The 18,749-nt window shown below is 69.8% G+C and carries 18 protein-coding genes; 6 read left to right on the plus strand and 12 right to left on the minus strand.

Annotated elements, in window-relative coordinates; all coding sequences use genetic code 11:
* Positions 1-53: 53 nt before the first annotated feature.
* Genes ACGFW6_RS19360 through ACGFW6_RS19380 form a run of 5 tightly spaced genes read right to left on the minus strand, consistent with a single transcriptional unit; the run spans position 54 to position 5,015 of the window.
* Complete coding sequence (locus ACGFW6_RS19360; protein ID WP_393510881.1) at positions 54-1,076, minus strand: Gfo/Idh/MocA family protein; 1,023 nt, start codon at positions 1,074-1,076, stop codon at positions 54-56.
* Positions 1,077-1,101: 25 nt separating this feature from the next.
* Positions 1,102-2,004 carry a sugar phosphate isomerase/epimerase family protein gene (locus ACGFW6_RS19365; protein ID WP_393510884.1) on the minus strand — a complete coding sequence of 301 codons (903 nt, stop codon included), beginning with the start codon at positions 2,002-2,004 and terminating at the stop codon, positions 1,102-1,104.
* A 1-nt stretch (position 2,005) separates the two neighbouring features.
* Positions 2,006-2,914, minus strand: coding sequence for an ATP-binding cassette domain-containing protein (locus tag ACGFW6_RS19370; RefSeq protein ID WP_393510887.1), 909 nt, complete (start codon positions 2,912-2,914; stop codon positions 2,006-2,008).
* 5 nt (positions 2,915-2,919) lie between these two features.
* The gene (locus ACGFW6_RS19375; protein ID WP_393510890.1) at positions 2,920-3,999 is read right to left on the minus strand and encodes an ABC transporter permease; all 1,080 of its coding nucleotides are present in this window, start codon (positions 3,997-3,999) and stop codon (positions 2,920-2,922) included.
* On the minus strand, positions 3,999-5,015 hold the full coding sequence (locus ACGFW6_RS19380) for a sugar ABC transporter substrate-binding protein (RefSeq protein WP_393510893.1): 1,017 nt from the start codon (positions 5,013-5,015) through the stop codon (positions 3,999-4,001). Before ACGFW6_RS19380 ends, ACGFW6_RS19375 begins: the two co-directional genes overlap by 1 nt.
* 298 nt (positions 5,016-5,313) lie before the next feature.
* Here ACGFW6_RS19380 and iolC point away from each other — a divergent pair, with 298 nt between their 5' ends.
* Genes iolC through ACGFW6_RS19410 form a run of 6 tightly spaced genes read left to right on the plus strand, consistent with a single transcriptional unit; the run spans position 5,314 to position 12,347 of the window.
* Positions 5,314-6,273 (plus strand): 5-dehydro-2-deoxygluconokinase, encoded by a 960-nt coding sequence (iolC, locus tag ACGFW6_RS19385; protein ID WP_393510896.1) that lies wholly within the window; start codon positions 5,314-5,316, stop codon positions 6,271-6,273.
* A 34-nt stretch (positions 6,274-6,307) separates the two neighbouring features.
* Entirely contained in the window at positions 6,308-7,195 is an 888-nt protein-coding gene (locus ACGFW6_RS19390; protein ID WP_393510899.1) for a deoxyribose-phosphate aldolase, read from the plus strand.
* Between the two features lie 44 nt (positions 7,196-7,239).
* Positions 7,240-8,127, plus strand: coding sequence for a 5-deoxy-glucuronate isomerase (iolB, locus tag ACGFW6_RS19395; RefSeq protein WP_393510902.1), 888 nt, complete (start codon positions 7,240-7,242; stop codon positions 8,125-8,127).
* Between the two features lie 8 nt (positions 8,128-8,135).
* Positions 8,136-10,013 (plus strand): 3D-(3,5/4)-trihydroxycyclohexane-1,2-dione acylhydrolase (decyclizing), encoded by a 1,878-nt coding sequence (gene iolD / locus ACGFW6_RS19400; RefSeq protein ID WP_393510905.1) that lies wholly within the window; start codon positions 8,136-8,138, stop codon positions 10,011-10,013.
* Positions 10,014-10,043: 30 nt separating this feature from the next.
* Complete coding sequence (locus ACGFW6_RS19405; RefSeq protein WP_393510908.1) at positions 10,044-11,537, plus strand: CoA-acylating methylmalonate-semialdehyde dehydrogenase; 1,494 nt, start codon at positions 10,044-10,046, stop codon at positions 11,535-11,537.
* 24 nt (positions 11,538-11,561) lie between these two features.
* On the plus strand, positions 11,562-12,347 hold the full coding sequence (locus tag ACGFW6_RS19410) for a GntR family transcriptional regulator (protein WP_393510911.1): 786 nt from the start codon (positions 11,562-11,564) through the stop codon (positions 12,345-12,347).
* Here the strand turns inward: ACGFW6_RS19410 and ACGFW6_RS19415 are convergent.
* The 7 genes from ACGFW6_RS19415 to ACGFW6_RS19445 all read right to left on the minus strand — a co-directional run bounded on the left by ACGFW6_RS19415 (position 12,337) and on the right by ACGFW6_RS19445 (position 18,737).
* The gene (locus ACGFW6_RS19415; RefSeq protein ID WP_393510914.1) at positions 12,337-13,140 is read right to left on the minus strand and encodes a DUF427 domain-containing protein; all 804 of its coding nucleotides are present in this window, start codon (positions 13,138-13,140) and stop codon (positions 12,337-12,339) included. The two genes, ACGFW6_RS19410 and ACGFW6_RS19415, sit on opposite strands and share 11 nt — an antisense overlap.
* Before the next feature lie 46 nt (positions 13,141-13,186).
* Complete coding sequence (locus ACGFW6_RS19420) at positions 13,187-14,173, minus strand: aldo/keto reductase (RefSeq protein WP_393510917.1); 987 nt, start codon at positions 14,171-14,173, stop codon at positions 13,187-13,189.
* A 101-nt stretch (positions 14,174-14,274) separates the two neighbouring features.
* Positions 14,275-14,937, minus strand: a complete 663-nt coding sequence (locus tag ACGFW6_RS19425) for an NUDIX domain-containing protein (RefSeq protein ID WP_393510920.1) — start codon at positions 14,935-14,937, stop codon at positions 14,275-14,277.
* Positions 14,938-15,074: 137 nt separating this feature from the next.
* On the minus strand, positions 15,075-15,506 hold the full coding sequence (locus ACGFW6_RS19430) for an HIT family protein (protein WP_393510923.1): 432 nt from the start codon (positions 15,504-15,506) through the stop codon (positions 15,075-15,077).
* A 160-nt stretch (positions 15,507-15,666) separates the two neighbouring features.
* On the minus strand, positions 15,667-16,854 hold the full coding sequence (locus ACGFW6_RS19435) for an ABC transporter ATP-binding protein (RefSeq protein ID WP_393510926.1): 1,188 nt from the start codon (positions 16,852-16,854) through the stop codon (positions 15,667-15,669).
* Positions 16,855-16,944: 90 nt separating this feature from the next.
* On the minus strand, positions 16,945-17,778 hold the full coding sequence (locus ACGFW6_RS19440; RefSeq protein WP_393510929.1) for a carbohydrate ABC transporter permease: 834 nt from the start codon (positions 17,776-17,778) through the stop codon (positions 16,945-16,947).
* Entirely contained in the window at positions 17,778-18,737 is a 960-nt protein-coding gene (locus tag ACGFW6_RS19445; RefSeq protein ID WP_393510932.1) for a carbohydrate ABC transporter permease, read from the minus strand. The genes ACGFW6_RS19440 and ACGFW6_RS19445 overlap by 1 nt, the downstream gene beginning before the upstream one ends.
* Positions 18,738-18,749 lie beyond the last annotated feature (12 nt).

The raw sequence follows: 18,749 nt of genomic DNA on the forward strand, positions 1-18,749 counted from the left end.
CCTCCGGCGGGTGGAGACTGGGGTGGGGATCCCGGCCCTCCGGCACGTCGTGGTCAGGCGTACAGCGCGGGTCGCTCGGTCAGGCTCACCGGGACCCGGCCGCCCTCCTGCAGGGCCTGTACGGCGGCCTCGCAGACCGCGGCGACCGCGTAGCCGTCCCAGGCGCTCGGGCCGGTGACCTCGCCTCGCCGGGTGGCGTCCACCCATGCCTGGACCTCGCGGTCGTAGGCGTCGGCGAAGCGTTCGATGTAGTCCTGGGCGATGATGCCGCCCCACCGGCCGGCGGCGTTGGTGACCAGGGCGTGGCCGTCGCCGACGCGGGCGGTGCCGCGTTCGCAGACGACCTCGGCCTGGACCTGGTAGCCGAAGCCGCAGTTGACGTAGATCTCGACGTCGACGATGGCTCCGCCGTCCGTCTCGAACACGACGAACTGGGGGTCGCGGATGCCGTCCGGCGCATTGCCCGACGGCGTCGGGGCGAGCACGGTGACGGCCGTGATCTCGTGGTCGAGCAGCCAGCGCGTGACGTCCATCTCGTGCGTGACGGAGTCGTTGATCAGCATCTCGGAGGTCCAGCCGGGTGGGCTGGCCACGTTGCGATGCCGGTTGTGCAGCATCAGCGGACGGCCCAGCTGCCCCGTCTCCAGCAGGGACTTGAGCTTCATGTACTCGGCGTCGTAGCGCCGCATGAAGCCCACCTGGACCCGGCGCCGGCCGAGCTTCTGCTCGGCCTCCAGCACCCGCAGGGCGGACGCCGCGTCCGGGGTGAGCGGTTTCTCGCACAGGACCGGCAGGTCGTGCTCGAAGGCCGCGAGGAGGGCCGCCTCGTGGGCGGGGCCCGGCGAGGCGATGATCACCGCGTCGACGTCGGCCGACGCCATCGCGGCGGCCGGGTCGGTGTGGACGGTGCAGCCGTCGACACGGGCCGCGACCGATGTGGCGCGTTCCGCGTCGACGTCCACGACGGCGGTCACCCGTGCCCCGCTGGTGACCTCCTGGATGCGGCGGACATGGTCCGCGCCCATCTTTCCGGTACCGATGACGGCGACTCCGAGCGTGTGCGGACGCTGAGTCATGGTGATCGGCCGTCCTTTCGGGTCGTCAGGCGCCGCAGGACCTCAGGAACTTGCGGGTACGGACCGCGATGGGCATGGGCTTGTCCGGCTCGCAGGGGTACATGTCCTGCTCGACGATGGCGAACAGGTCGACGTCGAGCTTCTGCGCGGCCTCCAGGACCGGGCCCAACGCCGGTACGCCGGAGGGGGGTTCGCACATCACGCCACGCTGGACCGCGGGTCCGAAGGGGATCTCGTTCTTCACCACGTCCGCGAGGATCTCCGGGTCCACCTGCTTGAGGTGCAGATAGCCGATGCGCTCGCCGTAGGTCTCGATCAGCTTGACGCTGTCGCCGCCGCAGTAGGCGTAGTGACCGGTGTCCAGGCACAGGTTGACGAGGCCGGAGTCGGTCGAGTCGAGGAAACGCTCGACGTGGGCCTCGGTGTCGATGTGGGTGTCGGCGTGCGGGTGCACGACGATGTCGAGGCCGAACGTCTCCTTCACCTCGCGCCCGAGCCGCTCCATGCCCTGGGTGAGGTGGCCCCACTGCTCGGAGGTGAGCTCCGGCGGCTCCAGGATCTCGGCGGTCTTGTCGTCCCGCCAGAAGGACGGGATGACGACGAGGTGCTTAGCGCCCATGGCCTGGGTGAGGGCGGCGACCTCGCTGACGTGGCTCCAGGTCGACTCCCACACGGCGGGGCCGCGGTGCAGGCCGGTGAAGATCGTGCCGGCCGAGACCTTGAGGTCGCGCTTGGTGATCTCGTCGGTCAGACGGGCCGGGTCGGTCGGCAGATAGCCGTACGGTCCCAGTTCGATCCAGTCGTAGCCGGCCTCGGCGACCTCGTCGAGGAAGCGTTCCCAGGGCACCTGGACGGGGTCGTCGGGGAACCACACGCCCCAGGAGTCGGGGGCCGAGCCCACCCGGATACGGTCCAGCGCAGGGGCCATGTCAGGACTTCCCTTCCGAGGAGGCCACGGGTGCGGTGAGGTCGGACGCCTCGGGGAGTTCCTCGACGTCGACGCCGCGCACCTGGGACAGCTCGTGCTTGAGTGCGGCCAGTTCGGTGCCGCCGGCCATGTGGTTGGTGAGCTCTTCCAGGCTCACCTCGTCACGGGAGGCGTTCAGCTCCATGGTGCCCAGGCGCAGGACGCTGAAGTGGTCGCCGACCATGTACGCGTGGTGAGGGTTGTGGGTGATGAAGATGACGCCGAGGCCCCGGTCGCGGGCGGCGGCGATGTACTTCAGGACCACGCCGGACTGCTTGACGCCGAGGGCGGCGGTGGGCTCGTCCAGGATGAGGACGCGGGCGCCGAAGTAGACGGCGCGGGCGATGGCGACGCACTGGCGCTGGCCGCCGGAGAGGGTGCCGATGGGCTGTTCCAGGTCGTCCAGGACGATCCCCATGTTGCGCAGCTCTTCATCGGCGGTCTTCTTCATCCTCTCGATGTCGAGACGGCGAACGGGCCAGGGGCCCTTCGTCATCTCCGAGCCGAGGAAGAAGTTCCGCCAGACCGGCATCAGGGGGACGACCGCGAGGTCCTGGTAGACCGTCGCGATGCCCTTGTCCAGCGCCTCGCGCGGGGTGGAGAAGCGCACCGGCGCGTTGTCGACGAGGAAGTCGCCCTCGGTGTGCTGGTGCAGACCCGAGATGATCTTGATGAGGGTCGACTTGCCTGCGCCGTTGTCGCCGAGCACGCAGGTGACCTGGCTGGGGAACACCTTCAGGTCGACGCCGTGCAGGGCGCGGATGTTGCCGTAGGACTTGCCCGCGCCGCGCAGTTCGACGATCGGGGCGTCCTTGTCGGGGACCTCGTCCTGGAGGACGGCGCCGTGGGTGCCGGTTTCTTTGCTGGTCATTCGGGTCACCTCCGGGTCGCCGTGCGCTGGACCCACAGATTGATGAGAACGGCGCCGAGGAGCATCACGCCGAGGAAGGCCTTGAACCAGTCCGGGTTCCAGCCGGCGTAGACGATGCCCTGCTGGACCATGCCGAACATGAAGGCACCGAAGACCGGGCCGATCGCGGATCCGGCACCACCGGTCAGCAGACAGCCGCCGATCACGGCCGCGGCGATGTAGATGAGCTCCTGGCCCACGCCCTCGCCGGACTGCACGGTGTTGAACGAGAACAGCTGGTGCATGCCGACGAACCAGGCGCCGAACCCGACCAGCATGAACAGCGAGATCTTCGTGAACGTCACCGGCACACCGACGGCGCGGGCGCTGCCCTGGTTGCCGCCGACCGCGAAGATCCAGTTGCCGTACTTCGTACGCAACAGCACCCACGTGGCCAGCGCCGCGAAGACCAGCCACCACACCACGGTGATCTTGACCTGGACGCCGCCGACGTCGAAGGAGGAGGCGAAGAGCGCCTTGGCCTGGTCGAAGCCGTCCATGTCGCTGATGTCGTCGGTGGCGACGTTGCCGGTGACCAGCTTGGTGACCGCCAGGTTCACGCCCTGCAGGATCAGGAACGTGCCGAGGGTGACGAGGAAGCTCGGCAGCCCGGTCTTGACGAGCAGCCAGCCGTTGAACAGGCCGATCGCGAGGGACACGATCAGGGCGACGATCACGCCGACCCACACGTTCATCGTCAGCTGGTAGCTGACCATGCTCGCGGTCAGGGCCGAGGTGATCACGGCGACACCGGCGGACAGGTCGAACTCGCCGCCGATCATCAGCAGCGCGACCGGGAGCGCCATGATCCCGATCGTCGACGACTGGTACAGGATGTTCGCCATCGAGCTGCCGTCACGCACGGCCGGGGCCGTGATGAGGAAGAAGATCAGCACCGCGACGGCACCGAGGAAGACACCGACCTCGGGACGGGCGAGGAGACGCAGCGCGAGGGGGCGCTGCCGGGTCCGCCCGTCGGATTCCTTGCCGGGGCCGGAGGCCGGCGGTGTGGTCACCGCCGGCTCAGCCTGTCGGGTCATGCTCATCACCGAGTGCCCTTCGCGGCGAACGCGTCGATCTTCTCGACGTTCGTCTTGTCGACGAAGGCCGGACCGGTCAGCACCGGGGCCTCGCCGCCGCCCATGTAGTTGCCGTTGTTCTTGTAGAGCCACAGGGAGTCGATGGCCAGGTAGCCCTGGAGGTAGGGCTGCTGGTCGACGGCGAACTCGATGTCGCCCTTGCTGATCGCTCCGGTCAGTTCCTTGTTGAGGTCGAAGGTCGCGACCTTCGCCTCGCTGCCCGCCTCGGACACGGACTGCGCGGCTGTCAGCGCGAACGGGGCGCCGAGGGCGACGACGTAGTCGATGTCCTTGTCCGTCTTGAGCTTGGCGGTGATCGTGGACTTCACGGACGGCATGTCCGTGCCGTTGACGTTCAGGGTCTCGGTCGTGCCCTCGAACGTCTTCTTCACGCCGTCACAGCGCTGGGTGAGGCCGATGTTGCCCTGTTCCTGGATGACGCAGACGGCCTTCTTGGCGCCGGCCTCGTTCAGGCGCTTGCCGAGCGCCTCGCCGGCCACCGTCTCGTCCTGGCCGAAGAACTCCATCAGGCCGAGCTTCTGCCACTCGCTGACACCGGAGTTGAGGCCGACGACCGGGATGTTCGCCTTCTGCGCCTTGCCGACGACGTCCTTGAGGGCGTCCGGCTTGGCGAGGGTGATCGCGATGCCGTCGACCTTCTGGTCGATCGCGTTCTGCACCAGGTTGGCCTGGTTGCCGGCGTTCGGGTCGGCGGAGTAGATCAGCTTGATGTTGTCCTTCGCGGCGGCCGCCTCGGCGCCCTTGCGGACGATGTCCCAGAACGTGTCGCCGGGCGACTGGTGGGTCACCAGGGCGACCGTCATCCGGGGCGTGTTGGCCTTGCCCGCGGAGGCGTTCGCCCCGCCCTCCTCGGACTCCTTTCCACCAGAGCTGCTGGAGCAGCCTGCGAGAGTCAGCGCGGCCGCGGCGGCCATGGCCACCATGGGGACCAGCTTGCGGGAGCGGGGGTAAGAGCGGTCCATCTTTCCAGCACCTCACTGTGCGACGGGGTGTGCGACGGGGGAAAGGGATTGATCACTGGGATCCATGACCCGGACCTCGTGGTCCGCGTCCTGTGTGCCGTGGAACACGGCGGTTTCGCTGGGACGGGATCCAATCCCTAGATGCGCCCGCTGTCAATACTTTGTTAAGACATCATTTCACACTCAGGTCCGAATGTAAGTACAAACTATTGACAGCGTCGGCCTTCACGTCCTACACCTGGGAGGCGGCAGGCCGCTTGGGACCCGCAACCCCTGTCCAGCTCTAGGAGCGTCACGCATGGCCGAGTCAGCCAAGTCCTTCGACTTGATCACGATGGGAAGAATAGGAGTCGACCTCTATCCCTTGCAGTCCGGCCTCCCTCTGGCGCGGGTGGAGACGTTCGGCAAGTTCCTCGGAGGCTCCGCCGCGAACGTCGCGGTGGCCGCCGCGCGGCTCGGCCGCGGCACCGCAGTGATCACGCGCACCGGCGACGATCCGTTCGGCGCCTACCTGCACGAGGCCCTGAAGGACTTCGGCGTCGACGACCGCTGGGTGACGCCCGTCGCGGCGTACCCGACGCCGGTGACGTTCTGCGAGATCTTCCCGCCGGACGACTTCCCGCTGTACTTCTACCGGCAGCCCAAGGCGCCTGACCTGGAGATACATTCCGACGAGCTCGACTACTGGGCGGTGCGTTCGGCCCGGGTCTTCTGGATCACCGGCACCGGTCTGAGCGAGGAGCCGAGCCGCTCCGCCACGCTCGCCGCCCTCAAGGCACGCGACAGGGCGGGCACCACGGTCTTCGACCTCGACTGGCGCCCCATGTTCTGGCGCGATCCCGACCAGGCCCGCCCGTACTACGCCGAGGCGCTGCGGCACGCCACCGTCGCCGTCGGCAATCTCGACGAGTGCGAGGTCGCCACCGGCGTCCGAGAGCCACGGGCGTGCGCCGAGGCGCTGCTGGCGGCCGGCGTGGAGCTGGCGGTCGTCAAGCAGGGCCCCAAGGGCGTGCTGGCGGTGCACCGGGACGGCACCGAGGCCGAGGTGCCGCCGGTGCCGGTCGAGGTGGCCAACGGACTCGGCGCGGGCGACGCCTTCGGCGGCTCGCTGGTGCACGGGCTGCTGTCCGGCTGGGAGCTGGAGAAGGTCATGCGGTACGCCAACGCCGCCGGCGCGCTCGTCGCCTCCCGCCTCGCCTGCTCCTCCGCGATGCCGACCGAGTCCGAGGTCGAGGAACTCCTCGCACAGGCGTCGTGACGGCCGCCCCAGCCACCCCTGAACGGAGCTTTCCTTGAGCATCACCATCCCCGACCTCACCGCGATCAGAGCCCGGCACCCCGAGGCGATCGCCGAGGCCGCCGCCCGCCGGGTGCGCCGCCCCCTGATCGGCGACAGCGGCCGCCTGATGATCGTGGCCGCCGACCACCCGGCCCGCGGCGCCCTCGGCGTGGGCGGCCGGCGTCTGGCGATGGCCGACCGGGCCGATCTGCTGGAACGTCTGTGCATCGCGCTCTCCCGGCCCGGTGTCGACGGAGTCCTCGCCACCGCGGACATCCTGGAGGACCTGCTGCTGCTCGGTGTCCTCGACGACAAGGTTGTCATGGGCTCCATGAACCGCGGGGGCCTGGCCGGCGCCTCCTTCGAGATGGACGACCGCTTCACCGGCCACCGCGCCGAGGACATCGCCCGCCTGCGCTTCGACGCGGGCAAGCTGCTGGTCCGCATCGACTACGACGACCCGGGCTCGCTGACCACCCTGGAGTCCACGGCCCGTGCCATCGACGCGATGGCGGCGCTGCGGCTGCCGCTGTTCGTCGAGCCCTTCATCTCCCGGCGCGTGGACGGCAGGGTGCGCAACGACCTCTCCGCGGAGGCCGTCACCCGCTCGATCGCCATAGCGTCCGGACTCGGCGGCACCTCCGCCTACACCTGGCTGAAACTGCCCGTCACCGACGACCCCGACGACATGGCCGAGGTCCTGGAGACGTCCACGCTGCCCGTCGTCCTGCTCGGCGGCGAGGTCGGGGGCTCGGCGGAGGAGCAGGAGGGAGCGTACGCGCGCTGGGGCAAGGCGCTCAGGCTCCCCACCGTCCAGGGCATGGTCGTCGGCCGCTCGCTGCTCTACCCGGCCGAGGGCAGTGTGGAGACGGCGGTGGACACGGCCGTCGGCCTGTTGTGACACGGACTGTGACGCGGAGGAACGACTGTGACGCGGAGGACACGATGACGTATCACCTTCCCGCGGGAAAGGCGCCCGACGGCCCGTACGTCGTGGACGTCACGCCCGAGAAGGCCGGCTGGGGCTACTCCGGCCTGAAGGTCCTTCAGCTGCCGCCCGGCGGCTCCCACACCTTCGAGACCGGAGACAGCGAGTGGATCGTGCTGCCGCTCAGCGGCGGCTGCACGGTCGAGGCGACGGACGATTTCGGCCACGACACCTTCCGGCTGAACGGCAGGGAAAGCGTGTTCAGCGGGGTCAGTGACTTCGCCTACGTGCCGCGGGACTCGCGGACGACCGTCTCGTCCGCCGCGGGCGGGCGGTTCGCGCTGACCGGCGCGCGCTGCTCGCGGCGGCTGCCCGCCCGCTACGGCCCGGCCTCCTCGGTGCCGGTGGAGCTGCGCGGCACCGGCAACAGCAGCCGCCAGGTGAACAACTTCGGCGCGGCCGGGGTCTTCGAGTGCGACAAGCTCATCGCGGTCGAGGTGATCACGCCGGGCGGCAACTGGTCCTCGTTCCCGCCGCACAAGCACGACGAGCACCGGCCCGGCGAGGAGTCGGTGCTGGAGGAGATCTACTACTTCGAGTTCGCCGGCCACGAGGGCATCCCCGGCCTCGGCTACCAGCGCGTCTCCCCGTCCGGCCACGGCCGGGGCACCGACGTCCTCGCGGAGGTGCGCGGCGGCGACGTCGTGCTCATCCCCAACGGCTGGCACGGACCGTCCATGGCCGTGCCGGGCCACCACATGTACTACCTCAACGTGATGGCCGGCCCGAAGGCCGAGCGCGCCTGGCTGATCTGCGACCACCCCGACCACGCCTGGATCCGCGGCACCTGGCCGGACCAGCCCGTCGACCCCCGTCTGCCCCTCTACACCGCTCCGTCCGAGTGAGGTCCCCGATGAGCCCATCCACCGTCCGCCTGACCGTCGCCCAGGCGCTGGTGCGGTTCCTGTCCGCCCAGTACACCGAGCGCGACGGCGTACGGCGCCGGCTGATCGCCGGCACCTGGGGCATCTTCGGCCACGGCAACGTGGCCGGCCTCGGGCAGGCCCTCCTCCAGGCGGGCGAGGACGTCATGCCCTTCCACCAGGGCCGCAACGAGCAGTCCATGGTGCACGCGGCCGTCGGCCACGCCCGTCAGCTCGACCGCCTCTCCGCGCAGGCGGTGACGACGTCGATCGGCCCGGGCGCGACGAACCTCGTCACCGGTGCCGCCCTGGCCACCATCAACCGTCTGCCCGTCCTGCTGCTCCCCGGCGACTACTTCGCCTCGCACGCCCCCGACCCGCTGCTCCAGCAGCTGGAGCACCCCACCGAGGCGGACGTCTCGGTCAACGACACCCTGCGTCCGGTCTCCCGCTACTTCGACCGGATCACCCGCCCCGAGGCGCTGATCCCGTCCGCGCTGAACGCGATGCGCGTGCTCGCCGACCCGGCCGAGACCGGCGCGGTGACGCTGGCCCTCCCCCAGGACGTGCAGGCGGAGGCGTACGACTGGCCGCAGGAGTTCTTCGCCGACCGCGTCTGGTACGTACGCCGCCCCGCGCCCGACCCCGCCGAGCTGACGGCGGCCGTCGAGGCGATCCGCTCCGCCGGGCGCCCGCTGGTCGTCGCGGGCGGCGGCGTCCACCACAGCGAGGCCGAGGCGGCGCTGAAGGCGTTCGTCGAGGCCACCGGCATCCCGGTCGCCTCCACCCAGGCCGGCAAGGGCTCGCTCCGCCACGACCACCCGGGCGACCTCGGCGGCATCGGCCACACCGGCACCTCGGTCAGCGACGACATCGCCCGCGCCGCGGACCTGGTGATCGGTGTGGGGACGCGGTACACGGACTTCACCACCGCCTCGGGCACGCTCTTCCAGAACCCGGACGTCCGCTTCCTGAACCTCAACATCACCGGCTTCGACGCGCACAAGCTGGCCGCGCGGACGCTGGTCTGTGACGCGCGCGCCGGTCTCACGGCTTTGACGGAGGCGCTTTCCGGCCATCGCGTGGAGGCCGCCTACGAGGCGGAGTACCGCGCCGGCAAGGAGCGTTGGGACGCGGTCGTCGAGGCCGCCTACCGCGCCGACGACGAGACGGCCGTACCGACGCAGACCCAGGTTCTGGGCGCGCTGGACGCGGTCGTCGGCGACGACGACGTGGTGATCAACGCGGCCGGTTCGCTCCCCGGCGACCTGCACAAACTGTGGCGGGCCCGGTCGCGGCGCCAGTACCACCTGGAGTACGGCTACTCCTGCATGGGCTACGAGATCCCGGCCGGGATCGGCATCCAGCAGGCCGCGCCGGACGTCGCCGTGTGGTCGCTGGTCGGCGACGGCACCTATCTGATGATGCCGACGGAGATCGTGACCGCGGTCCAGGAGGGCCTGCCGGTCAACATCGTCCTGATCCAGAACCACGGTTACGCCTCCATCGGCGGGCTGTCGAAGGAGGTCGGCGGCGAGCGCTTCGGCACCGACTACCGCTACCGGACCGCCGACGGCACCTTCAGCGGCGCCCCGCTGCCGGTCGACCTCGCCGCCAACGCCGCCAGCCTCGGCATGGACGTGCTGCGCGCCAAGACGGTCGGCGAACTGCGCGCGGCACTGGCCACGGCACGCGCCTCCGACCGGCCGACCTGCGTGTACGTCGAGACGGACGTCACGAACCCGGCCTCGCCGGGCGCCGAGGCCTGGTGGGACGTGCCCGTGGCCGAGGTCGCCTCCCGCGAGGCCGCCGTCGAGGCCCGCGAACGCTACGACCAGCACGTCGCCGGCCGCCGCCGTCACCTCTGAACTCCCCTTTACGAAAGGCACTTTCGCACCATGAAGACCATCACCCACTGGATCGACGGCAAGCCGGTCGAGGGCACCTCCGGCCACTTCGGCCCCGTCTACAACCCGGCCACCGGCGCCCAGGAGAAGCAGGTCGCCTTCGCGACCGTGGACGAGGTGGACGCCGCCGTCGCCTCCGCCAGGGCCGCGTTCGAGAGCTGGGGCGAGTCGTCCCTGGCCAGGCGCACCGCGATCCTGTTCAAGTACCGCGAGCTGCTCGACGCGCACCGCGACGAGATCGCCGAGCTGATCACCGCCGAGCACGGCAAGGTGCACGCCGACGCGCTCGGTGAGGTCGCGCGCGGTCTGGAGATCGTGGAGCTGGCCTGTGGGATCTCGGTGCAGCTCAAGGGCGAGCTGTCGACGCAGGTGTCGACCCGGGTGGACGTGGCCTCGATCCGGCAGCCGCTGGGCGTGGTCGCCGGCATCACGCCGTTCAACTTCCCCGCCATGGTGCCCATGTGGATGTTCCCGCTGGCCATCGCCTGCGGCAACACCTTCGTGCTGAAGCCGAGCGAGAAGGACCCGTCGGCGTCCTTCCGGCTCGCCGAGCTGGCCTCCGAGGCCGGGCTGCCGGAGGGTGTGCTGAACGTCGTGCAGGGCGACAAGGTGGCCGTGGACCGGCTCCTGGAGCACCCGGACGTCGAGGCGGTGTCCTTCGTCGGCTCGACGCCGATCGCGAAGTACATCCAGCTCAAGGCGGTCGAGCACGGCAAGCGCGTCCAGGCCCTCGGCGGCGCCAAGAACCACATGCTCGTGCTCCCCGACGCCGACCTGGACTTCGCGGCCGACCAGGCGATCAACGCCGCCTACGGCTCGGCGGGCGAGCGCTGCATGGCGGTGTCGGTCGTGGTCGCCGTCGGCGACACGGGCGACGAGCTGGTCGGCAGGATCGCCGAGCGGGCGAAGGCCCTGCGTATCGGTCCCGGCAACGACCCGGCGAGCGAGATGGGCCCGCTGATCACGCGCGAGCACCGCGACAAGGTCGCCTCGTACGTGGCCTCGGCCGCCGAGCAGGGCGCCGAGGTCGTCGTCGACGGCACCGGCTACTCCGTCGAGGGCCACGAGAACGGCTTCTTCCTCGGCGTCTCCCTGCTGGACCGGGTGCCGCTGACGGCGGACGCGTACCGGGACGAGATCTTCGGCCCGGTGCTGGCGGTGGTGCGCGCGGAGACGTACGAGGAGGCCATCAACCTCATCAACGCCTCCCGCTGGGGCAACGGCACCGCGATCTTCACCCGGGACGGCGGCGCCGCCCGCCGCTTCCAGCTGGAGGTGAAGGCGGGCATGGTCGGCGTGAACGTGCCGATCCCGGTGCCGGTCGGCTACCACTCCTTCGGTGGCTGGAAGGACTCGCTCTTCGGCGATCTGCACATCTACGGCAACGACGGCATCGCCTTCTACACCCAGGGCAAGGTCATCACGACGCGCTGGCCGGACCCGTCCGACGGCGGCATCAACCTCGGTTTCCCCAGCAACTCCTGACGCCCCGACAGGGAGGTTCGTCCCATGGCGAAGCCCCGTGGCTCCGCACGCGCCGCGTCCGTCACCGCGCTGGACTCGGTGGACTTCGCCCTGGACCGGGGCAGTCCCGTGCCGCTGTACTACCAGCTCGCGCAGCAACTGGAGGCGGCGATCGAGCACGGGGCCCTCGCCCCGGGCAACCTCCTGGGCAACGAGGTCGACCTGTCGGTACGCCTCGGCCTGTCCCGTCCCACCGTCCGGCAGGCCATCCAGTCACTCGTCGACAAGGGGCTGCTGGTGCGGCGGCGCGGGGTGGGCACCCAGGTGGTGCACAGCCAGGTCAAGCGCCCGCTGGAACTCAGCAGCCTCTACGACGACCTGGAGGCGGCCGGACAGGGCCCGACCACGCGGGTCGTCCGCAACGAGCGCGTCCCGGCGACCGCCGACGTCGCCGCGGCCCTCGGCATCGCGGAGGGCGAGGAGGTCACGCTGCTGGAACGGCTGCGCTGCACCCACGGCCAGCCCGTGGCGATCCTCTGCAACTACCTGCCCGCGAGCCTCCTCGACCTCGACACCGCGCGGCTCGAGGCGACGGGCCTGTACCGGATGATGCGGGCCGTCGGCATCACCCTGCACAGCGCCCGCCAGACCATCGGCGCCCGCTGCGCCACCGCCACGGAGGCCGAGCGCCTCGACGAGAAGGAGGGCTCCGCACTGCTGACCATGCAACGCACGGCATACGACGACACGGGCCGGCCGGTCGAGTACGGCACCCACATCTACCGCGCGTCCCGGTACGCGTTCGACTTCCAGCTGCTGGTCAGGACTTGAGGCTCGCGGTGAACGGCGAGACGGGCCGCTTCAGGCGCTCGCCGTCCACGACGATGTCCACCGCCTCGTTGTAGAACGCCACCATTCCCTTGATCGGCCCGACCGCGGGCAGCGGCTCGGCGTAGCTCCAGACGATGTTCCGCGGGACGTCGCCCTCACCGCGCCAGGTCCAGTACTGGGCCGTGCCCTTGTACGGGCACCCGGTGTGGTGGTCGGTGGGCGCGAACAGGTCGAGCCGGACGTCGTCGCGGGGCACGTAGTAGCGCGTCGGCAGCCCGGTCTCGAACAGCAGCACGGGCCGCATCGTGTCCGCGACGACCGTGCCGTCGATCTCGACCTGGACATGGCGGCTGCTGGGCATGGCGTCCACCCGTTTGTGCGGGTCCCGGGGGTGGATGAAGATCTCTTCCTCCTCCTCGAACCAGTGGTCGAGGCCGCTGCCCCAGCGCCAGAACCACTCGAAGGAGATGTGTCCGGCGAGGTCGGCGGAGGGGAAGGTCCACGCCGCGTTCTCCACCAGCTCGCCGGCGGCCTGAAGGTCGTAGAAGATCTGCGATCCCGTGTGCTTGCCCGGCGACGGGTTCTTCGCCGGGCGCAGGAGGTCGGTGCGGACCTCCTCGCGGGGGAACGCGTAGCACGGGACGGGCAGGTCGGGTTCCCACACCAGAAGGGGGTGGCGGCTGTCGACGACGGTGACGTCGCCCTTGAGGCCGCGCACCCAGCGCTCGCTGGGCTCCCACAGGAGACCTTCGGGGGTCGTGCGGACGGACCGCTCGTTGGGGAACAGAGGCATGGCCCACTCTCCTTCGGCTCCTCCTCGGAGCGTACTCCCGGCCGGGTCAGTGAGCCGCGTCGAGCCGGGCCCGCTGGTCCGCGGTGAGCTCCAGGTCCACGGCGGCCAGGCTCTCCTCCAGCTGGGCCACGGACGACGCTCCGACCAGGGGAAGGATCGGCAGTTCGGCACCGATCTGCCAGGCCAGGACGACCTGGTTGACGGTGGCGCCGGTCTCCTGGGCGACCTCGCGCAGCACCGCCAGCCGGGCCGGGGTGCCCGGGTGGTCGAAGTCGCCGGGGAGAGCGACGTCCGGTCGGGTGTACGCCCCCTTCAGCAGCGGTGAGTAGGCGACCAGCGTCAGACCGGGCTCGGCCCGCAGATGGCTCAGCAGCTCCGGGCCGGCGTGCCCGAGGCTGCCGTCGGGGAACAGGCCCTCGGGGACGTCGACGCGGGGCCGGAGATGGCTGTGGGCGTACTGGAGCACCTCGTAGCCGGGCAGACCGGCCTCCACTGCGAGCGCGCGGGCCCGCTCGACCCGCCAGATCGCGTGGTTGCTGACGCCGAGGAGGCCGACCGTGCCCTCGGCGACCAGCTCGGCGAACCCTTCCACGGTCTCCTGGAGGGGAACCTTCCGGTCTTCGATGTGGGCGTAGAGCAGGTCCAGCCTGTCGACACCGAGCCGGTCGCGGCTGCGCTCTGCGGACTCGCGGATCACCTTCGCCGACAGGCCCTCGGCGTTGTCGACGTAGCCGGTGCCCGGGGCCAGCGGGCGGGCGCCGAGCTTGGTGGCGATGACGATCTCGTCGCCGACACCTCGGCTGCGCCGCCACCGGCCGAGGAGTTCCTCGCTCTGCCCGCCCTGGCCGCCGTCCTCCCAGAAGGCGTAGTTGTCGGAGGTGTCGATGAAGGTCCCGCCGGCCTCGGCATAGCGGTCGAGTACGGCGAAGGAGGTCTCCTCGTCGGTGCGTGAGCCGAACAGCATCGCGCCGAGCGCGAGAACGCTGACCTCGCGGCGGGTGTTCGGGGCGGTGCCGATGGTGCGGTACTTCATGGATGAAATCCCTCCCGTTCGCGCGCCCGGGTCCGGGGCACGAAGGGGAGTGTTCATCTTGAAGCGCACTTCAAGTCAAGGGCGTGGGCGGCCAGTTGCCCTCACCTGGCGAACGGCCCCTCCAGCGCCGCCCACTGCAGCAGCATGATCGTCTTGGCGTCGGCGATCTCGCCGGTGCGGATCATCTCCAGGGCCCGGCGGAAGGGCAGTTCGAGGATCTCGATGTCCTCGCCCTCCTCGTCCAGGCCGCCGCCCTCGTGGGTGTGGGTCGAGGGGCCGTAGGCGGCGGCGTAGAAGCTGACGCGTTCGGTGACCGATCCCGGGCTCATGTAGATGTCGAAGACGTGCTGGACGTCGCCGATGGTGTGCCCGGTCTCCTCCACGACCTCGCGCCGCACGGCGATCTCCGGGTGCTCGTCATCGTCGTCGAGCAGCCCGCCCGGGGTCTCGATCAGCATGCCGTCGGGGTGGCCGTTGACGTACACGGGGAAGCGGAACTGGCGGGTGAGCAGGACGGTTTCGCGTTCGGCGTCGTACAGCAGCATGGTCGCGCCGTTGCCGCGGTCGTGCGTCTCGCGCTGCTGGGTCCGCCAGGTGCCGTCGGCGTGCCGGAAGTCGAAGGTGGTGGCCCGCTCGACGTACCAGTGGCTGGACAGGAGCTGCACGTCACGCACTTTGACGCGGGGGTTGCCGGTCAGGTCCCGGCCCGCCTGGTCGAGTCCGGTGCGGCCGCGGCGGTCGGGGGTGTCGATGCCGGCGGTCATCGGGCACCGGCCGGGGGGATGAGCGAGTTGGTCATGGCTCGCTTCTACCATCCGACCGCGGCCGACGTCGTACGGTCCGGGTGACGGCCGGGCGACCTCCGGGCGTCGTCACCCGACCGCCCGGGCCTCGATACCGGTCAGGCCCTGGGCGCCACGGCATGCTCGAAGCCGAGCTCGCGCAGGGCGACGCGGAGCTTGTCCGCGGCCTCGTCCAGGACCGCCGTGTCCGCCACGGGCTTGGCGTGGTCGAAGTTCAGGTTGCCCATGCCCCACATCGGCGCCACATGAAGGTGCAGGTGCGGCACCTCGAAACCGGCGATGAGCAGTCCGGCGCGCGGCGCGTCCCACGCCCGCTGGACACCCTGGCCGACCGCCTGCGCGACCTGCATGCAGTGGGCCAGCAGCTCACCGTCGGCCTGGGTCCACTGGTCGATCTCCTGCCGGGGCACGACGAGGGTGTGGCCGGGCGTGAGCGGCGCGTGGGACAGGAACGCCGTCGCGTGCGGGTCCTGCCAGACGAACCGGGCGGGAAGCTCGCCGTCCATGATCCGGGAGAAGACGGTGGTCATGCGTGCCCCTTCGCTGCGGAAGATCTCTCGGAACGGAGCTTACGCAGTCGGACACCTGCTCGTTCACGTATTCGATCTCGCTCCGGCACCGCAGAAGGGGCCTTTGCGGGCTACTGCCCACGAGGAACTTTGTGCACCATCGGAACGCCCCTTTCCCTCGTCAGTCCGCCGTGACCGGATGCGTGAGGTTCGCTCCGGTCGCCGGGTCGAACACGTGGGCCTTGCCCATGTCGACCTGCAGCTCCACCGGTTCGCCCTCGCGGGCACGCGTGGCGGCGTCCAGGCGGGCCACGATGTTGTGGGTGTCGGCGCCGGTGTCGCGCAGGCCCGAGTCCTTGGCGAGCTCCTCCAGTTCGGTGGTCGTCGCGGGCCCGCCCTCCGCGGTGAAGTAGACATACACATCGGAGCCCAGCGACTCCTGTACCTCCACGGTGACGGTGAAGACCGGGCCCGTCCGGTCCCGGTCGTGTGACAGGGCCACGTCCTCGAACGCCTCAGGTCGCAGCCCGACGATGACCTCGCGGGGCGCGTTCTGACGCTCCAGCGCCTGCCTCGTACGGTCGTCGAGGGGCAGCTCGCCGAGGGACGAGCGCAGGGCGCCTTCCTCCAGAGTGGCGTTCAGGAAGTTCATCGCCGGGGAGCCGATGAACCCCGCGACGAAGATGTTGCGCGGGAGGTCGTACAGCTCGGCAGGGGTGCCGATCTGCTGGACCAGGCCCTGCCTCATGACCACGACCCGGTCGCCGAGCGTCATCGCCTCAGTCTGGTCGTGGGTGACGTACACGGTGGTCGTGCCGAGGCTCCGCTGCAGCCGGGAGATCTGGGTGCGCATCTGCACCCGGAGCTTGGCGTCCAGGTTGGACAGCGGTTCGTCCATCAGGAACGCCTTGGGATCACGGACGATCGCCCGCCCCATGGCCACCCGCTGGCGCTGACCGCCGGAGAGGTTGGCGGGTTTGCGGTCCAGGTGCTCGGTGAGGTCAAGGATCCGCGCGGCTTCTGTCACCTTGGCGTCGATGGTGTCCTTGTCCACCTTGGCCAGGCGCAGCGGGAAGCCCATGTTCTCCCGGACGTTCATGTGCGGGTACAGGGCATAGCTCTGGAACACCATGGCGACGTCGCGTTCCTTGGGAGCCAGGTCGTTGACGACGCGGTCTCCGATGCGCAGGGTGCCCTCGGTGATGTCCTCAAGCCCGGCGATCATGTTCAGGGTGGTGGACTTGCCGCATCCCGACGGACCGACCAGGATCACGAACTCGCCGTCGGCGATCTCGAGGTCCACGTCCTTCACGGCGAGGGACCCGTCGGGAAAGCGCTTGGTGACTCCCTCGAGGATGATCTCGGCCATGGCTGGTTCCTCCTTGCCTTCATGCCTTCCGGGTCCGGGTACCGCGGTCGGTGTCCCGGGCCTGTGGCCTGTCCGCCGCGGTCGGCCCGTTCACCCCTTGACTGCCCCGGAGGTCAGTCCGGCGACGATCCGACGCTGGAAGAACAGGACGAAAACGATGATCGGGATCGTGATGACCACAGCGGCGGCGGCGATCGATCCTGTGGGCTGCTGGAACTGGGAGCTCCCGGTGAAGAAGGCGATCGCGGCAGGCACGGTGCGCGCGGATTCGGTGGACGTCAGGGAGATCGCGAACAGGAAGTCGTTCCAGCAGAAGATGAACACGAGAATGGCCGTGGTGAACACGCCCGGCGCGGCCAGCGGTGCGATGACCAACCGGAATGCCTGCGCGGGCGTCGCCCCGTCGACCTTCGCGGCCTTCTCCAGATCCCAGGGGATCTCCCGGAAGAACGCCGACAGGGTATAGATCGCAAGCGGCAGGGAGAAGGTCATGTACGGGATGATCAGCCCGATCCAGGTGTCGAAGATCCCGATGATCCGCTCGATGTTGAACAGCGGTGACACCAGGGAGATCGGGGGGAACATGGCGATCAGCAGTGACATCCCGATGAGCACCCGCTTGCCGGGGAAGCGCAGCCGGGCCACCGCGTAGGCGGCCATGGTGCCCAGCGCGACCGCGATCACCGTGGCGATCAGCGCGATACCGATCGAGTTGATCAGCGCACGGGTGAACTCGGAGGTGTCGAAGATGCCCCGGTAGTTCTCCAGGGTCCAGTCCCTGGGGATGTAGTCGCCGTCCGTGAGGGTGCTGGGGTCCTTGAACGACAGCGCCGCGATCCACCACACCGGGAACAGGGCGTACAGCACCACCACCACGTTGATGACACCCCATCGGGCGGCGTGCGTCTTTCCCACCTCGGCCATCAGCGCTTCACCTCCGCACCGGGTGCGGCAGCGCCGAACAACTTGACGAAGGCGAAGGCGATGATCCCGACGCAGATGAAGATCAGGACCGAGATCGCCGACCCGATGCCCAGGTTCAGGGCGGTGAACAGGTTGTCGTACCCGAGGATCGACACGGAGCCGGTCCCCTGCGCGCCGGCGGTCAGGATGTAGATGTTGTCGAAGATCCGGAACGCGTCCAGTGTGCGGAAGAGCAGTGCCACCAGGATGGCAGGCTTCATCAGCGGCAGCACGATCTTGGTGAAGCGCTGCCAGGCGGTGGCACCGTCCACCATGGCCGCCTTCAGCGTCTCCTCGGGGACCAGCGCGAGGCCCGCGAGCAGCAACAGGGCCATGAACGGCGTCGTCTTCCACACCTCGGCAAGGACGATCAGCCAGAGGGCGGGCCACTGTTCGGTCAGCGGAGCCTCTCCGCTGGGCAACAACTCGGCGAGGTATCCGAGGTCCGGGGTCCAGGCGTACTGCCAGGAAAAGGCGGCGACCACAGTGACGATCCCGTACGGAATGAGGACCGTCGTGCGGACGGTGCCGCGCCAGAAGATCGTGCGGTGCATCACCAGGGCGAGCCCCATTCCGAGGACCAGTTCGATCGCCACGGACACGCCGGTGATGAAGAGCGTGACCCAGAAGGCGTCCCACCAGAACGGGGAGGACAGCACCGCCCCGTAGTTGCTCAGGCCCACGAACTCCGCGCGTCCGGGAAAGCGCAGGTCGTAGCGCTGGAGGGACAGATAGACGGCGTAGCCGATGGGGTAGGCGGTCACCGCGATCATGACGACGACCGCGGGCGCGCAGAGCAGCCAGCCGAGCCGCCGCTCCTGCCTGGCGCCCGCCGAGAGTGCCGCGCGGTCCGGCTCCGTCCGCTCCACCTCCGGCTCGGGGGGTGGCGGTGCTCCGGCCGGTTGCGCCCGCGTGCTCATCTCAGGCCGCCC

It is taken from the genome of Streptomyces sp. Y7 (assembly GCF_043195415.1).
Taxonomy (GTDB): domain Bacteria; phylum Actinomycetota; class Actinomycetes; order Streptomycetales; family Streptomycetaceae; genus Streptomyces.

Coding starts and splice junctions, on each gene's coding strand:
- ACGFW6_RS19380 (WP_393510893.1), bottom strand. CDS start 5,015: ATGGACCGCTCTTACCCCCGCTCCCGCAAGCTGGTCCCCATGGTGGCC.
- ACGFW6_RS19370 (WP_393510887.1), bottom strand. CDS start 2,914: ATGACCAGCAAAGAAACCGGCACCCACGGCGCCGTCCTCCAGGACGAG.
- ACGFW6_RS19375 (WP_393510890.1), bottom strand. CDS start 3,999: ATGAGCATGACCCGACAGGCTGAGCCGGCGGTGACCACACCGCCGGCC.
- ACGFW6_RS19440 (WP_393510929.1), bottom strand. CDS start 17,778: ATGGCCGAGGTGGGAAAGACGCACGCCGCCCGATGGGGTGTCATCAAC.
- iolC (WP_393510896.1), top strand. CDS start 5,314: ATGGCCGAGTCAGCCAAGTCCTTCGACTTGATCACGATGGGAAGAATA.
- ACGFW6_RS19435 (WP_393510926.1), bottom strand. CDS start 16,854: ATGGCCGAGATCATCCTCGAGGGAGTCACCAAGCGCTTTCCCGACGGG.
- ACGFW6_RS19415 (WP_393510914.1), bottom strand. CDS start 13,140: ATGCCTCTGTTCCCCAACGAGCGGTCCGTCCGCACGACCCCCGAAGGT.
- ACGFW6_RS19420 (WP_393510917.1), bottom strand. CDS start 14,173: ATGAAGTACCGCACCATCGGCACCGCCCCGAACACCCGCCGCGAGGTC.
- ACGFW6_RS19410 (WP_393510911.1), top strand. CDS start 11,562: ATGGCGAAGCCCCGTGGCTCCGCACGCGCCGCGTCCGTCACCGCGCTG.
- ACGFW6_RS19430 (WP_393510923.1), bottom strand. CDS start 15,506: ATGACCACCGTCTTCTCCCGGATCATGGACGGCGAGCTTCCCGCCCGG.
- iolD (WP_393510905.1), top strand. CDS start 8,136: ATGAGCCCATCCACCGTCCGCCTGACCGTCGCCCAGGCGCTGGTGCGG.
- ACGFW6_RS19360 (WP_393510881.1), bottom strand. CDS start 1,076: ATGACTCAGCGTCCGCACACGCTCGGAGTCGCCGTCATCGGTACCGGA.
- ACGFW6_RS19425 (WP_393510920.1), bottom strand. CDS start 14,937: ATGACCGCCGGCATCGACACCCCCGACCGCCGCGGCCGCACCGGACTC.
- ACGFW6_RS19365 (WP_393510884.1), bottom strand. CDS start 2,004: ATGGCCCCTGCGCTGGACCGTATCCGGGTGGGCTCGGCCCCCGACTCC.
- ACGFW6_RS19405 (WP_393510908.1), top strand. CDS start 10,044: ATGAAGACCATCACCCACTGGATCGACGGCAAGCCGGTCGAGGGCACC.
- iolB (WP_393510902.1), top strand. CDS start 7,240: ATGACGTATCACCTTCCCGCGGGAAAGGCGCCCGACGGCCCGTACGTC.
- ACGFW6_RS19445 (WP_393510932.1), bottom strand. CDS start 18,737: ATGAGCACGCGGGCGCAACCGGCCGGAGCACCGCCACCCCCCGAGCCG.